At 66.5% G+C, this 13,908-nt stretch carries 16 protein-coding genes; 7 read left to right on the top strand and 9 right to left on the bottom strand.

The features are described 5' to 3' along the window. Nucleotides 1-123: 123 nt before the first annotated feature. Both ABZ293_RS16245 and ABZ293_RS16240 read right to left on the bottom strand, forming a co-directional pair. The gene (locus ABZ293_RS16245) at nt 124-1,575 is read right to left on the bottom strand and encodes a molybdopterin-dependent oxidoreductase (RefSeq protein ID WP_355181260.1); all 1,452 of its coding nucleotides are present in this window, start codon (nt 1,573-1,575) and stop codon (nt 124-126) included. A 95-nt stretch (nt 1,576-1,670) separates the two neighbouring features. After that, nucleotides 1,671-2,093 (bottom strand): MarR family transcriptional regulator, encoded by a 423-nt coding sequence (locus ABZ293_RS16240; protein WP_355181258.1) that lies wholly within the window; start codon nt 2,091-2,093, stop codon nt 1,671-1,673. A gap of 48 nt (nt 2,094-2,141) precedes the next feature. On the opposite strand from ABZ293_RS16240, the gene ABZ293_RS16235 reads away from it, so the two are divergent. Further along, nucleotides 2,142-2,537: a PPOX class F420-dependent oxidoreductase gene (locus tag ABZ293_RS16235; RefSeq protein WP_354955961.1), complete on the top strand. Its 396-nt coding sequence runs from the start codon at nt 2,142-2,144 to the stop codon at nt 2,535-2,537. Nucleotides 2,538-2,559: 22 nt separating this feature from the next. Here the strand turns inward: ABZ293_RS16235 and ABZ293_RS16230 are convergent, their stop codons facing one another. After that, complete coding sequence (locus ABZ293_RS16230) at nt 2,560-3,828, bottom strand: acyltransferase (RefSeq protein ID WP_355181256.1); 1,269 nt, start codon at nt 3,826-3,828, stop codon at nt 2,560-2,562. A 72-nt stretch (nt 3,829-3,900) separates the two neighbouring features. Between ABZ293_RS16230 and ABZ293_RS16225 the strand changes: the two genes are divergently transcribed. Next, a complete protein-coding gene (locus tag ABZ293_RS16225; protein ID WP_355181255.1) occupies nt 3,901-4,527 on the top strand; it encodes a transcriptional regulator in 627 nt (208 codons plus the stop codon). 2 nt (nt 4,528-4,529) lie between these two features. On the opposite strand, the gene ABZ293_RS16220 is transcribed toward ABZ293_RS16225, so the two are convergent. Next, a complete protein-coding gene (locus ABZ293_RS16220; protein ID WP_355181253.1) occupies nt 4,530-5,450 on the bottom strand; it encodes an NADP-dependent oxidoreductase in 921 nt (306 codons plus the stop codon). Between the two features lie 156 nt (nt 5,451-5,606). Between ABZ293_RS16220 and ABZ293_RS16215 the strand changes: the two genes are divergently transcribed. Next, a complete protein-coding gene (locus ABZ293_RS16215) occupies nt 5,607-6,332 on the top strand; it encodes a DUF899 domain-containing protein (RefSeq protein ID WP_355181251.1) in 726 nt (241 codons plus the stop codon). Nucleotides 6,333-6,358: 26 nt separating this feature from the next. Further along, complete coding sequence (locus tag ABZ293_RS16210) at nt 6,359-6,760, top strand: DUF1707 domain-containing protein (RefSeq protein WP_355181248.1); 402 nt, start codon at nt 6,359-6,361, stop codon at nt 6,758-6,760. 289 nt (nt 6,761-7,049) lie between these two features. Here the strand turns inward: ABZ293_RS16210 and ABZ293_RS16205 are convergent, their stop codons facing one another. Continuing rightward, entirely contained in the window at nt 7,050-8,441 is a 1,392-nt protein-coding gene (locus ABZ293_RS16205) for a glycine--tRNA ligase (RefSeq protein ID WP_355181247.1), read from the bottom strand. Nucleotides 8,442-8,720: 279 nt separating this feature from the next. Here ABZ293_RS16205 and ABZ293_RS16200 point away from each other — a divergent pair, with 279 nt between their 5' ends. Both ABZ293_RS16200 and ABZ293_RS16195 read left to right on the top strand, forming a co-directional pair. Beyond that, nucleotides 8,721-9,071, top strand: a complete 351-nt coding sequence (locus ABZ293_RS16200; protein ID WP_354955947.1) for a metalloregulator ArsR/SmtB family transcription factor — start codon at nt 8,721-8,723, stop codon at nt 9,069-9,071. A 2-nt stretch (nt 9,072-9,073) separates the two neighbouring features. Next, nucleotides 9,074-9,508: a Fur family transcriptional regulator gene (locus ABZ293_RS16195; protein ID WP_355181245.1), complete on the top strand. Its 435-nt coding sequence runs from the start codon at nt 9,074-9,076 to the stop codon at nt 9,506-9,508. 268 nt (nt 9,509-9,776) lie between these two features. On the opposite strand, the gene ABZ293_RS16190 is transcribed toward ABZ293_RS16195, so the two are convergent. Beyond that, nucleotides 9,777-10,754, bottom strand: coding sequence for a hypothetical protein (locus tag ABZ293_RS16190; RefSeq protein WP_355181244.1), 978 nt, complete (start codon nt 10,752-10,754; stop codon nt 9,777-9,779). Nucleotides 10,755-10,856: 102 nt separating this feature from the next. Here ABZ293_RS16190 and ABZ293_RS16185 point away from each other — a divergent pair, with 102 nt between their 5' ends. Continuing rightward, the gene (locus ABZ293_RS16185; RefSeq protein WP_355181242.1) at nt 10,857-11,477 is read left to right on the top strand and encodes a TetR/AcrR family transcriptional regulator; all 621 of its coding nucleotides are present in this window, start codon (nt 10,857-10,859) and stop codon (nt 11,475-11,477) included. Between the two features lie 304 nt (nt 11,478-11,781). On the opposite strand, the gene ABZ293_RS16180 is transcribed toward ABZ293_RS16185, so the two are convergent. The 3 genes from ABZ293_RS16180 to ABZ293_RS16170 form a co-directional block, all read right to left on the bottom strand. Next, nucleotides 11,782-12,387 carry a response regulator transcription factor gene (locus tag ABZ293_RS16180; protein WP_355181240.1) on the bottom strand — a complete coding sequence of 202 codons (606 nt, stop codon included), beginning with the start codon at nt 12,385-12,387 and terminating at the stop codon, nt 11,782-11,784. A 24-nt stretch (nt 12,388-12,411) separates the two neighbouring features. After that, the gene (locus ABZ293_RS16175) at nt 12,412-13,596 is read right to left on the bottom strand and encodes a sensor histidine kinase (protein WP_355181238.1); all 1,185 of its coding nucleotides are present in this window, start codon (nt 13,594-13,596) and stop codon (nt 12,412-12,414) included. 70 nt (nt 13,597-13,666) lie between these two features. After that, a partial coding sequence (locus ABZ293_RS16170; RefSeq protein ID WP_355181236.1) for a hypothetical protein occupies nt 13,667-13,908 on the bottom strand: 242 nt, incomplete at its 5' end.

The raw sequence follows: 13,908 nt of genomic DNA, 5'->3' as shown, positions 1-13,908 counted from the left end.
CGAGGTCTCGGCTCAATACGGTGCGGCGGCCCAACGTCGCGCGCGATTCGACAAGACGCCGGTCAACACGGCGCGCGATGTGGCACGGCGCCGCGGCAACGCGAGCGGAGCGGCCTCGCCCGGTCAGATCTTGATGGTGACGGTGTGGAAGCCGGAGGGGCCGGAGGGGAAGGGTGAGCGTGCAGTGCCGTCTTGCACCTCGCCCGAGCGGCTGATGGCGCGGGCCTGCAGGGTGTGTTCGCCTGCGGACAGGTCGAGCGTGGTCCGCCAGCGGCGCCAGGCAGCGGGGGCGGTTTCGGTGCCGAGATCGACCCGGCGCCAATCGCCCTCATCGATGCGCAGTTCCACACCGTCGACGCCGTGCGGTGGCGCCCAGGCGACACCGGCGATGCTGGTGGTGCCCGCCCCCGCGCGGCCGGGTGCGGTCACGTCGATGCGCGCCTGTGGCGTCACCCACATCGGCTCCGATGGCCAGCCGCGCTTCCACCAGTAGTCGATGTGACTGTCATCGGTGAGTTCGAGTTCCGCAAGCCATTTCGCGCCGGTGTACTGACCGTAGAGACCGGGCACGAAGATGCGAGCCGGGAACCCGTGCTCGGGGGCGAGCGGCGCACCGTTCACGCCGATCACCACATATCCGGGCCACTCGCCGGAGCGCAGCGGTTCGACCGGTAGCGAGATGGTGTAACCGTCGACGGCTCTGGTGACCAGTCGGGTCGCCCCGGTTTCCGGGACCGCGTGTTCGAGCACCTTGGCCAGTGGCACCCCGTACCAGCGACCATTGCCCGCGCGACGTTCGCCGGGACGGTTGTGCACGCACACCATGACGGCGTCGAATTCCACCGCATCCGTGGCCAATTCGGTCAGGGACAGCCGTAGCGGATGGGCGACCCTTCCGGTGACCGACAGCCGCCAGCGGGCCGGATCGATGCGCGGCGGACTCAGATTGACGTCGGCGACATAGAAACTCCGGTTGGCGGTGATCAGCGATGACAGTCCGGGCTCATCCTCCAACCCGTCCTGCGGCACCACCGAGATGCCGCCCATCGGGCCGACGCGATCGATCGCTTCGTGCTGCCTGCGGTCGTAGTCGCGATTCAGCACCCGCGCCGCCACCAATAGTCCGGCACCGGCCCCTGCCCACACCAGCGTGCCGAACAGCCCACGGGGCCGCCTGCGCAGCCCGATACCGAGCACACCGGCAGCGGCCGCCGCACCCGCGACCGTGGCGGGCGATCGGGTCGGTCGGCGCAAACCCAGTGCGGCCGCGGTGGCACCGAAGGCGGCGACCGCGGGCGTGCGCGCGCGATCGGACAGCGCCCCGAGCCCGACCGTCGCGGCAATAGCACCGACCCCGACGCCGATCCGCGTCGCGACCTTATCGTGCTTGCCGGACAGCGCGACCGTCGTCTCGACCACCGGCACCGGCGCGATATCGGTCATCACCCGGCCGATGGCATCGATCAGCGAATCGCCGCGGGTCGCGGCGATCAACTCGCCGACTCCCAGCGCAGCTGCCCCGATCGAGGCGGCTGCCAGCCCACCCCCGTGTTCCCGGTCTCCGTTGGTCCGCACCGTCCGAACACCCGCTTTCATCGATCACCAGCCGCGCCAGCAGCATTTCCTACGAACCTACCGATTCGGCGCCCGCATTCCCACGCCGACCGGCATCACTGCTGCAGTGCCTCGGTGAAGCGGGTCAACAACTTCCGCAACTGTTCGCGCTCCTTGGCGGTGAACGCATCCGCCACCCGGCGTTCGATGGCCGCGGCCTTCGCATCCGCCTTGGCGAAGGCCTTGCGACCCGCCGGGGTCAGCCTGGTCTCCAGCACACCGCGGTGCCAGGGGTGCGGCGTCCGCTCAACCAGTCCGCGCTCTTGCAGATTCTTGAGCACGACCGTCATCGCCTGCGGCGTAACCAGACACGCGCGCGCCAACGCGGCCGCAGAGATGCCCGGATTGTCCGACAATGCGTAGAGTGCTGCGTACTGCGGGACCGTAAGCGGTTTGACCGCCTCATGTTTGACGGCCATCAGCTCCTGCTCGGCACGCTTGACGTCCAGACCGAGCCGCTCGTGCGCTGGCATTTCCATGAGTGTCAATGATAGGACATCTATCAAAGCTTTGATACTATTAAAGGCATGGACAATCCCGTGATCCCCGAGAGCCACGCCGATCTACTATCGCGACCGCTGTTCGCCCACCTCGCCACGCTCAACCCCGACGGCACCCCGCAGGTGACTCCGGTGTGGCAGGTCTGGGACGGCGGGCGGCTGCGCTTCACCACCACAATCGATCGGCGTAAGGCCGTCAATACCAAGCAGAATCCCGACGTCGCGGTGAGCATCAACGACCCGGACAAGCCCTATCGCTACCTCGAGGTCCGCGGCGTCATCGAGGCCATCGAGCCCGATCCGAACGGCGAATTCTTCGATGTGCTCGCCCGCCGCTACGACCTGCCCTATGAGCGCCCCGTCGCCGACCACCAGCGCCGAGTCGTGATGGTGATGCGACCGACGCACGCCACCTTCCAATAGCGCGGCGAAAGCCGCCGCGCCCTCAGGAGTTGACGGCTTCCTCCGCGAGAGCGGTCAACTCGTCGCGTACCGCGGTCACGAGCCGGTCGCCATCACCGCCGCCGAGTACGCCGACGGTGAGTCGGCCTTCGAAGGTGTATACGAGGAAGGTGACCGCTGCGGCAGCACCCGCGGACGGACGCGGATGCGCCGAGACGTAGACGATTTCGTAATCGGTCAGTGTGATGGTCGCCGGGATCCGGAAGGCGGGGACGGCACCGGTATTGGTGACCGCGACGTGCCCGGCCAGGGAGTGGATCCTGGTGGGGCCGTAGTAATTCGGGAAGTGCAGGACCGACTGCTGGACGACGCCCTCGGCCAGGTCGCGTTGTAGCCGATGCGAAATGCGCTCGGCCAGTTCGAGGATGTCCGCGGAGCGGTCGACCTGGGCGGCGAAGGACGCCAGGCCCGCCATATTGGTGCCCTCGGCGCGCGGGACGGGCGGCTCGAGGCGGGTGCGCAGGTCGACCGGATACAGGCAGCCGAGCGGAACCGGATCCCCGGTGACCCCGGACTTTTCCGAGGCGAAGGCACGCAACAGGGCGGCGGTGACCAAGCCGTTGACCGTCACACCCGGCACCCGCCCGAGGCCGATGATGCGCGCGGTCGCCTGCTCGTCCAGCATGATGCGCCGGGGCCGGACCATCGATGGTGGCGCGGCGATCGCGGGTGCGGGCGGGACGACCGCAACCTCCAGCGGACGGGTCACATCCTCGAATCCGGAGACCGAACCGCGGGCGATGCCGCGCGCGGCCACATGCCATTCCAGTGATTGCGGGTAGTCGTGCGGTACCACCGTTGTCGTACCGAATTCGAGGTGATCGGTGTAGAGGTCCCATAGTCGGGAGAGCAATTCGACGCAGTGGCCAGCGTCGGCGATGCTGTGGTGGACGAACAGCGTGACGCGCGACCGGCCCCGCGCAGAGAGCACGACATCCAGGTATGCGAGCTGTCCGGCCGGATCGATCGAATCCGGAATCCGGACCACATCCGGATCCCCCTGACTTGCCGTCATGCCGACCACCGGCTGTTCACCCGGCCGCAGCAGATACCCCCGGCCCGTGCTGTCCTCCGCGATCCGGCAGGTCACCACCGGGTAGGCACGCTGTAGCGCGGTGAAGGCGGCTCCCAACACGGTCGTATCGAGATCACCGACGACCGTGACGGACCGTCCCGTGTAGGTCCCCGCGCGCACGAAACGTTGTTCCGAGGCACCCAACACCCGCACCAAATCCTCCTCATCCCACGACACATCGCACAGCGTGCGGCAACAGCAGACCGGGGCGCAAACCAGAACTCGCTCCGACTGAGAGAGACTGCCCACATGAGTCCCGCGGCACACATCAGTCTTACGGCACATCTGCACGAGCTCGGATTTCCGCTGGTGGAAAGCCAGCTGAAGCACCCGACGGTAGTCGGCATCGCCACCGGCGAGCTGCCGGAGCCGGTGTTCCGATCCTGGCTCGAACAGGACTATCTGTTCCTGCTGGACTATGTCCGGGTGTTCGCCCGGCTGGCCTGGCAGGCGCCCGCGGCACACCTCGGTGATCTGGTGGACCTCGCACACGCCACCTACCACGAGGAACTGTCGCTGCACCGCGAGCTGGCCGCCGAGTTCGGCGCTGACCTCGACGGCGCAACGAAGGGTGCGCCGTGCGCAGCGTACACCGCGTTCCTGCTGGAGTCGGCCGCGTCCTACGCCGACGGACTCGCCGCGCTGTACCCCTGTATGTGGGGGTACTCGACACTCGGCGCCATTCTCGCCGAGAACCCGCCGTCGGAGCCCCGGTACCGGCGCTGGGTCGACACCTACGCCGATCCCGGATTCACCGCCCTGACCCGCCGCTGCGGGCAAATGCTCGACGACGCGGGCGGTGATCCGGACCGCGCGGAGCGGCTCTTCCTACAGGGGATGCACCACGAGTACGACTTCTGGGACGTACCGCTCTGACGTCAGGGATGCAACACGATCTTGCCGTGGGTGTGACGTTGCTCCAGCTCGCGATAGGCCTCTTGGACCTTGTCGAGCGGGTAGACCGCGGCAATGGGCACCTCGATCGCGCCCGCGGCGGCCAACCCGGCGAGTTCGGCCAGCACATCGATGGTGCCCGCCGCGGCATTGCCCTCGGTTTTCACCCCGTACTTCTCGGCGGCCGCAAAGTTGATGATGGTGTCGATGCGTTCGACCGGCACGCCGAGTTCGATTGCGAGCTCCACATAATCGGCTCCGAAGGTATCGATGAACGCGTCGACGCCATCGGGGGCGGCCGCTCGGATCCGATCGATCAGCCCGGCGCCATAGGCCACGGGGACCACCCCGACCTTGCGCAACCAGCCGTGATTGGCCTCGCTCGCGATGCCGAGAACCGTTGCGCCCCTTGCCCGCAGCAGCTGCACCGCGATCGAGCCGACACCGCCCGCGGCCCCGGAGACCACGACCGTATCGCCCGGTCCCGCGGCCACCGCCCGCACCGCGGCGAAAGCCGTTGTGCCAGCGACATAGAGCGAGCCCGCGACATCCCAGTCCAGCCCCGCCGGCTTGGGTGTGACCTGTACCGCGGGCACCACCACATGGGTGGCATGACTGGCCCGATCGTCGGTGAAACCGAGCACCTCGTCGCCGATCGCGACCCCGCCGACACCGGATCCGATATCGACGACGCGACCCGCGAAATCGGTGCCCTCGCCGGACGGAAAGGTCGCGGGCCAGCGGTCGTGCAGCGCACCCGTCCGGATCAAAGCCTCCCCCGGATTGATCCCCGCCGCGACGACCTCGACAGCCACCCGTCCCGGGCCCGCCGTCGGCGTCGGCACCTCGACTACCTGGAGTTCTTCGATTCCGCCATAGCGATCGAACTTCACACCTCTTGCCATATCCGACTCCCGCCTAGTAGGTGACATACGGCACATCGAGCGTCAACGGAGCAACACCGCGAAATAATTCCACGCCGTTCGCACCGGACCGATGATTTCCGCGCGGCCGCCGGGTCTACCTACGTTGACCGGTCTTGCCGAAACTAGGAGATGATCATGAATCGTCCGGCCGTTGTATCCCGCGCGGAATGGTTGACCGCTCGCAAGAGCCTGCTGGCCGAAGAGAAGGAACTCACCCATCGCATGGACGCGCTGGCCGAAAAGCGCCGCGGGCTGCCGATGGTTGCCATCGATAAGAAGTACGTATTCGAGGGTCCGACGGGCGAGGTCGAGCTGTCCGACCTGTTCGAAAAGCGCCGCCAGTTGATCGTCTACCACATGATGTGGCTGTGGGATCTGGACACGGGCTGTCCGAGCTGCGCCTTGTTCCTCGACAACGTGGGGCATCTGGCCCACCTACACGCCCAGGACACCAGTTTCGCGGTGATCTCCCGCGGACCCTGGGAGAGGCTGAACGGGTACCGGAAGCGCATGGGGTGGACGTTCCCGATGTACTCCTCGTTCGGCAGCGACTTCAATTACGACTTCCACGTCACCCAGGACGAATCCATCGCACCTGTGGAATACAACTACCGCACCAAGGCCGAACTCGAGGCGGCGGGCCAGGGCTACTTCAGCCACGGCGAGCTGCCCGGCACCAGTGTGTTCTGGCGTGATGACGACGGTTCGGTGTTCCACACCTATTCGTCCTATGGCCGGGGCGGCGACATCCACATCGGCACCCACAATTTCCTGGACCTCACCCCGCTGGGCAGGCAGAAGCATGTCGGCGAGGCGCTGCACCACGATCGCTACGACAGCCCCGAATCACACTGCCACTGAGGACATCAGGCCCTAAGCTGGCACCCGTGGGTGAGGAAAGGCTGCGGGCATCGGACGCAGACCGCGACAAGATCGCCGAACAATTGCGGGTGGCGATGAACGACGGCCGGTTGTCGCTGCACGAATACGACGATCGACTGAAACAGGTCTACGCCGCGAAGACCTACGGCGAGCTGCGTCCGCTGCTGTCAGATCTGCCCGTGTCACGAAAACCGGCGACGGTGGCCCAGCGGGTGCCACAGTGGGTCATCATCATGTGGATTCCGTGGGCCGCGGTGAACGCGCTGTGCCTCACGATCTGGGTGGCGACCGGCGCGGGATACTTCTGGCCGTTCTGGGTGGCGGTGCCGTGGGGGTGCGCACTGCTGATCCCGACCGCGATCGGGATGATCGTCCAGTCGAGTCAACGGAAACCGGATAGTCGCTGAATTCGGCTGCAGCGCAAGGTAATCCGCGATCAGCGGGCCGATCACCGCAGACGCCCGGCCGCACCCGGCGGATTTCCTCGAGATAGCAACCATCGCGCCGGAACGCCGCAGCATCGCGGCGTTCTCGGCGCGGACCTGGCGGCACTGATCCGCGCTTACCCTGTCACCCAACGGTGTTCGACCCGGCCGCGCTGTCCGCCATGGCGGAGCGGGCGCTCCACGGGGTGCGCGCGGTGCCCTCGGATGGTCAGCCGTGCGCAGCGCGACCGGGCGTTGGTCGTTACCCCACTCAGGCGCCGATCAGATGTTGCGCCAGGTAGCCCTCCACCTTGTCCAGCGCGATCCGCTCCTGCGCCATGGAATCGCGCTCGCGGACGGTGACCGCCTGATCCTCGAGGGTGTCGAAGTCGACGGTGATGCAGAACGGCGTGCCGATCTCGTCCTGGCGCCGGTAGCGGCGGCCGATGGCGCCCGCATCGTCGAATTCGACATTCCAGTTCTTGCGCAGCTGCGCGGCGAGGTCCTTCGCCTTCGGCGTCAGATCCGCATTGCGCGACAGCGGCAACACGGCCGCCTTCACCGGCGCGAGCCTACGATCCAGACGCAGGCTGATCCGCTCCTCCATCACACCCTTGGCATTGGGCGCCTCATCGACGGTGTAGGCGTCGACCAGGAATGCCATCAGCGAGCGGGTCAGACCGGCCGCGGGTTCGATGACATACGGGGTGTAGCGCTCATTGGTGGTCTGGTCGAAGTAGCTCAGATCGGTGCCGGAGTGCTCCGAATGCGTCTTCAGGTCGAAGTCGGTGCGGTTGGCGATACCCTCCAGCTCACCCCACTCATTGCCCTGGAAGCCGAAGCGGTACTCGATATCGGTGGTGCCCGCCGAGTAGTGCGACAGCTTGTCCTTCGGGTGCTCGAACAGCCGCAGGTTCTCCGGATCGATGCCGAGGTCGGTGTACCAGGAGAAGCGGGTGTCGATCCAGTACTTGTGCCATTCCGCGTCCTCGCCCGGCTTGACGAAGTACTCCATCTCCATCTGCTCGAATTCGCGGGTGCGGAAGATGAAGTTGCCCGGGGTGATCTCGTTGCGGAAGCTCTTGCCGATCTGCGCGATACCGAACGGCGGCTTCTTGCGCGCGGTGGTCATCACATTGGCGAAGTTGATGAAGATGCCCTGCGCGGTCTCCGGGCGCAGGTAGTGCAGACCTTCTTCGGATTCGATCGGGCCGAGGTAGGTCTTGAGCATCATGTTGAAATCGCGGGGCTCGGTCCAGCGGCCGACGGTGCCGCAGTCGGGGCACGCCACCAGCTCCATCGAGACGGAGTCCGGATCGTCGATCTTGTGCTTGAGCGCGTAGGCCTCCTGCAGGTGGTCCTGCCGGTGCCGATGGTGACAGTTCAGGCATTCGACCAGCGGATCGTTGAATACGCCGACGTGGCCCGAGGCGACCCACACCTGACGCGGCAGGATCACCGACGAGTCGAGGCCGACGACATCCTCGCGGCTGGTGACCATCGAACGCCACCACTGCTTCTTGATGTTCTCCTTGAATTCGACACCCAGCGGACCGTAGTCCCACGCCGATTTGGTGCCTCCGTAGATCTCACCACACGGGTACACCAGACCCCGGCGCTTGGCGAGGTTGGCAACGGTGTCCACCTTCGACTTGGGTGCCACTCGAGAATTCTCCATCCACTACGAGTCGGATTCGGATCGGCTGGACCGGGCGTGCCCGATGCCTCTTTTGTATGCCGTATCGAATTTGATGTGTTGTAGGACTTGATTGCCTACAGCGTATCGGCCGGAACCAAGCGATCTTGCACCGCCACAGGCATTAGGAGTCGTCGACACTCGACGCACCCCCTCGAATTGGTCACGCGGACCAGAGCGCGCGCGTTTGACATGCGCAACTATGCATATCAAAATGGGATCGCTTTCCAATAAGGAGTTGGTTCGATGACCGCCGAGACCGCTACCGCCCATCCGCACAACCCGTACCGGTCACCCGCACCGGCGCCGGTGCCCTCGCGGACCGTCCTGGAGGATGCGGGCGAGCTGTTACGCGCCCTTGCCGCCCCGGTGCGCATCGCCATTGTGCTGCAGCTGCGCGAATCGCCGCGCTGCGTGCACGAGCTGGTCGATGTCCTCGGCGTCACCCAACCGCTGGTCAGCCAGCATTTGCGGATTCTGAAGTCCGCGGGCGTCGTGCACGGAGAACGCTCCGGCCGCGAGGTGCTGTACGAACTCGTCGACGACCACTTGGCGCATATAGTTGTCGACGCCGTGGCGCATGCCGAGGAAGGGTGAACGTGCCAGATAAAACGGTCTTGCCGGATAAGCCGGTCGGCGTCCGCAGTACCCGACAGCGCAGCGCGATCGCCGCACTATTGCGCGATATCGAGGAGTTCCGCTCCGCGCAGGAGTTGCACGACGAATTGCGCCGCCGCGGCGAGGGCATCGGATTGACCACGGTCTATCGCACCCTGCAGTCGCTGGCCGATGCCGGACTCGTCGATGTGCTGCGCACCGATACCGGAGAGTCCGTCTATCGACAGTGCTCCACCGGACACCATCACCATCTGGTGTGCCGACACTGCGGACGCACCGTGGAGGTGGAGGGCCCGACCGTGGAGGCCTGGGCCGAAACCATTGCGGACGAATATGGGTTCACCGAGGTCAGCCACACCATGGAGATCTTCGGCACCTGCTGCGAATGCGCGAAGGCGAACCACGCCGAGATGTAATGCCGCTCATATGGGCCGCCGTTCTCATCGGCAGCTCCGCCGCGCTCGTGACGGGGACATCAAAGTGGTACCAACCACGACGGCCGCCACGGAAAGCACTGTCGGCCAAGGACAACCGGGGGCCGAGAACGGCCGATCGACCATGGCGGACTGAACGCCTTCTACGACTACTTCACTCGCCTTCACCATCAGCTGAGCACACCGCAGGCCACCGCTACCGGATCACCCGGTAGCGGTGGCCTGCGGTCGATTTCGAGGCGAGGTTCGGTCAGACGGCGACCGTTTCGCCGGACGGCACCGGCGCTGGATCGGCCGATTGACGGCGGCCACGCAGTGCGCCGACGCCGAGCAGGGCGATCGCGGCGACGGCCCAGATGATCAGAACCACAAGGGGTTTGGTGGCGGCGGCACCGTCGAAGAAGGCGACCGAGCGCAGCAGCGAGGCAGCGGCGCCGGGAGGCAGCAGCTGACCGACGGCGCCCCACGGCTGCGGGAGCAGTTCCGGGGCCGAGGTCGCGGCCGATAACGGGTTGCCGACCAGGAGCATGGTCAGCGCGGCGATGCCGATGCCCGCGCGGCCGACCGCGGTGGCGAGCCCGACGACCGCGCCGGAGACCGCGAACGACACCAGACCGGCGACCGCGGCCAGTGTCGGGTAGGGACCCGGCACCACCGACATCCAGGTCTGGATGATCACGATGCTCAGCAGTCCACCCGCGATACCGAAGGTGAACAGGCCGATCGCCTTACCACCGACCGTCGGGATCAACAGGCTGAGCAGCACACCGGCCGCGATACCGGACATGACCAGCGGCAATACCATCGCCCCGAAGGCGGCACCGCGCGGATCATCGGGATCGGCGGCGACCACATCCTCCACCGCCGCGGCCGGGGCACCGGACAGCTGCTGGGCGATCGCGGTGAGTTGTTGCGCCACAACGGGACTCGCACCGGAGGCAACCAGGACGCGCGGCGCGCCGCCGCCGGTGATGATGGCACCGTAGACGTCGCGGTTCTCGATGGCGTCGCGAGCCGCCGCTTCATCGGCCGGATTGGTGATATCGAAGGCGTCGGGATCGTGCTGGGCCAGTTTGTCGGCGACCATCGCGGACTGCGGGCCGCTGACGGCGATGGGCAGATCGCGCGGCGCGATATGGGCCGCCGGCCAGCCGAAGGCGATCAGCATCAAGGCCTGGAGCAGGGCCGCGCCGACGCCCACGGCGAGCGCCCGCTGGGTGGTATTCATGACGTTCTCCCGAAAATCGAATGATCGTTCTCTTTCGATGTGGATACCGTCGCACGCCCCGTTGGACTTGTCAAGAACGAGCATTCGTTTTATTTTTAGGATATGCCCCGAGTCAGCGAAGAACACCTGGAACGCCGCAGACAGCAGATCCTCGACGCCGCCCAGCTCTGCTTCGCCCGCAAAGGCTTCCACGAGACCTCGATGCAGGACATCTTCAGCGAATCAGGGCTCTCGGCCGGGGCGGTCTACCGCTATTTCAAGAGCAAGGACGACATCATCGCGGCGCTGGCCACCGAGGCCACCGTCGAGGTGCGGACCGCGATGACCAACGCACTCCGGTCCGATCCGCTACCGACCCCGGCTCAACTCATACAGGTCATCGCCGAACATGTGGTCGAGCGGAGTGGTCCGGACGGTCCGGTCCGGCTCGCGCCGCAGGCGTGGGCGCTGGCCCTTATCGACCCGAAGGCGGCCGAATACGTCAAGGATGGCGTGCGTGCCATGCGGGACCGGTGGCACGAGTACGTCGAGCGCATGGTGGAGGTCGGCTGGTTACCCCCGGACACCGACATCCGCGCAGTAGCGACGGCGACCGTGGGCCTAGTACCGGGATTCATGTTGCAACACTTGATCATCGGCGACGTGGATCCGGAAACCCTGGCTCGTGGCGTGCAGACCCTGCTGCCGTTCGGCCAGCCCACTGCCCACTCGGTCGACACGTAGTCCGACGTGCGCTCTGGCCGTTCGACACAGGCCTCGGATGGCGCATCAGCCCTAACGAGACCGGACGCGGCAGGAGTCGCATCCAGCCGCCGCTGACCCGCCCGATTTTGTGCGCGGCAACCGGTACCGGGCCTTTTCGAGCGTTTCGTGCCGAATGACGTGCCCGAGCTCGAGGCGACCTACTCGGATGAGGCGCCGCATATCCAGTCGCAGTCGCTACCTCGCACAATTAGTGACTTGGCGAGGTAGGCGCTGGTTATGCGGTAGCGCAATCGGCTGCTGCCCGGACTGCGCGGGCGACGGCTCAGAGCCAGCCGAGGCGTTCGGCGGTACGTACGGCTTCGGCGCGGGTGGTGGTTCCGGTTTTGCCGATGGCGGACGACAGGTGGTTGCGGACAGTGCCTTCCGAGAGGTGCAGCTGTTTGGCGATCGCGCCCGCGGTCGCACCATCGACCGCGGCGGCGAGGACTTCGCGTTCGCGGGCGGTCAGTGGCGAGGTGCCGACGGTCAAGGTTTCGGTGGCGAGTGCAGGATCGACCACACGCAAGCCCATCTGGACTCGGCGCACCGCATCCGCGAGTTCGCGGGCCGGAGTGTCCTTGACGACGAATCCGCTTGCGCCAGCGTCGATTGCACGCCGCAGATAGCCGGGACGGCCGAAGGTCGTGACCATCAGAATGCGCAGCTCCGGATGGGCGGCATGCAGTTGCGCCGCGACCGCGATACCGTCCAGGCCCGGCATTTCCACATCCAGCAGCGCCACATCGGGTGTCGTGCGGGCCACGGCGGCGAGGACCTCGTCACCGCGACCGACCTCGGCGACCACCTCCAGATCGGTTTCGAGGCCGAGCAGCGCGGCGAGGGCGCCGCGGACCAGCGCCTGGTCGTCGGCGAGCAGCAGTCGGATCATGCGCGACCCCGGCCGATTTCCGGATCACTCGACAGCGGGCACCGTGGCACGCACACGAACTCCACCTCCTTCAGGCGAGGACAGCATCAATGTTCCCCCGGCGGCCCGCACCCGTTCGCGCAGGCCGGACAGTCCCGATCCGGACTCGGGTTTGCCGATCCCGCGACCGTCGTCGACCACGTCGATGCTGGTACCGGTCACGATGACCGTGCAGTGCCGGGCAGCGCTGTGCCGGATCACATTTGTCACCGCCTCGCGCAGTACCCAGCCGAACAATTCACTATCGCGGATATCGGGCAGTTGCGCGACATCCGGAAGTGCCGCATCGATACCGGCGGCCGTCAATGCCGTTCGCGCATTGGCCAATTCACCGCGCAGCGATACCTCGCGCAGACCACCGACGGTGTCGCGCACCCCGGCCAGCGCCTCCCGCGCCAACCGCTCCACATCGGCCATCTCGGCCTTGGCCCGCGTCAGATCCACATCGATGAGGCGTTGCGCGAGTTCGGTTTTCACCGTGATTACGGTCAGCGAATGGCCGAGGATGTCGTGCACGTCGCGCGCCACGCGGTTGCGTTCCTCGACGATCGCGAGCTCGGCCCGCTGGCGTCGGGTCAGCTCGGCCAATCGCTCACCGCGCACCCCGAGCTGCCTGGCCACCCAGACCACGACGGGCACGAACGATACATAGAACGGCACACCGGACAGGCTCGGCAGCGCTACCGGCACAAGCAGCATCGCGAGCATGACCGCGAAGGACACATATCCCGATTCGCGCGGCGGCATATGGAAGACGGCGATCACGCCGACAAAGATCGAGGTCGGCAAGGCGACCGGGCCGAGCAGCGCGATCAGCGCCGCGGTGCACGATGTCATGGCCGCGAGCGTCGGCCACATGCGCCGGTCGAGCGGACGGTCCACCAGCGCGTCGCTGTGACTGGGCCGCCGGAAAACGATGAAGGATCCGACGATCAATGCCGCATAGGCCAGCAGTGCCGCGGTCGCCAGAACCGCGGTCAACCGGTCCCCGCTCACCCAACTCTGGATGATCGGCCCGACCATATAAAACAGCCACGACACCGATATGAATCCGCCGAGCCACCCGCGCGGCTTCCCCTCCACCGCATCTCCCCCGTCCCGGACCACCCGGTCCAGCAGTTCGGACGCCGCTCCGCCCCGCAGCGCATCGAGCGCGGACTTCACCCCCATCGCCACGCCCCCACGCACGCGTAACTCCGATACCGGTCGCACGCGGATTGGCTGATCATGAGCACCGACGCTACCGAACTCGCCGATGCCGCCGGTATCGCGCGCCTGGCGGAGCGCCCCTGCCCGCCACCACGCCCGATGATGCGGCGTCCCCGACCACCACCACACCCGGCGATGCGCCATCCCCGACCACCACCACGCCCGACGATGCAGCAACCCCGACCACCACCACGCCCGACGATGCAGCAACCCCGACCACCACCACACCCGACGATGCAGCAACCCCGACCACCACCACGCCCGACGATGCAG

The organism is Nocardia sp. NPDC005998 (assembly GCF_040614395.1).
Lineage (GTDB): Bacteria > Actinomycetota > Actinomycetes > Mycobacteriales > Mycobacteriaceae > Nocardia.
This window is presented reverse-complemented; position numbering and strand designations above follow the sequence as displayed.

What these genes read in the sequence shown, in the direction of transcription:
- ABZ293_RS16240 (WP_355181258.1), bottom strand. Translation starts at nt 2,093, where the DNA reads ATGGAAATGCCAGCGCACGAGCGGCTCGGTCTGGACGTCAAGCGTGCC.
- ABZ293_RS16235 (WP_354955961.1), top strand. Translation starts at nt 2,142, where the DNA reads ATGGACAATCCCGTGATCCCCGAGAGCCACGCCGATCTACTATCGCGA.
- ABZ293_RS16225 (WP_355181255.1), top strand. Translation starts at nt 3,901, where the DNA reads ATGAGTCCCGCGGCACACATCAGTCTTACGGCACATCTGCACGAGCTC.
- ABZ293_RS16220 (WP_355181253.1), bottom strand. Translation starts at nt 5,450, where the DNA reads ATGGCAAGAGGTGTGAAGTTCGATCGCTATGGCGGAATCGAAGAACTC.
- ABZ293_RS16215 (WP_355181251.1), top strand. Translation starts at nt 5,607, where the DNA reads ATGAATCGTCCGGCCGTTGTATCCCGCGCGGAATGGTTGACCGCTCGC.
- ABZ293_RS16200 (WP_354955947.1), top strand. Translation starts at nt 8,721, where the DNA reads ATGACCGCCGAGACCGCTACCGCCCATCCGCACAACCCGTACCGGTCA.
- ABZ293_RS16190 (WP_355181244.1), bottom strand. Translation starts at nt 10,754, where the DNA reads ATGAATACCACCCAGCGGGCGCTCGCCGTGGGCGTCGGCGCGGCCCTG.
- ABZ293_RS16185 (WP_355181242.1), top strand. Translation starts at nt 10,857, where the DNA reads ATGCCCCGAGTCAGCGAAGAACACCTGGAACGCCGCAGACAGCAGATC.
- ABZ293_RS16180 (WP_355181240.1), bottom strand. Translation starts at nt 12,387, where the DNA reads ATGATCCGACTGCTGCTCGCCGACGACCAGGCGCTGGTCCGCGGCGCC.
- ABZ293_RS16175 (WP_355181238.1), bottom strand. Translation starts at nt 13,596, where the DNA reads ATGGGGGTGAAGTCCGCGCTCGATGCGCTGCGGGGCGGAGCGGCGTCC.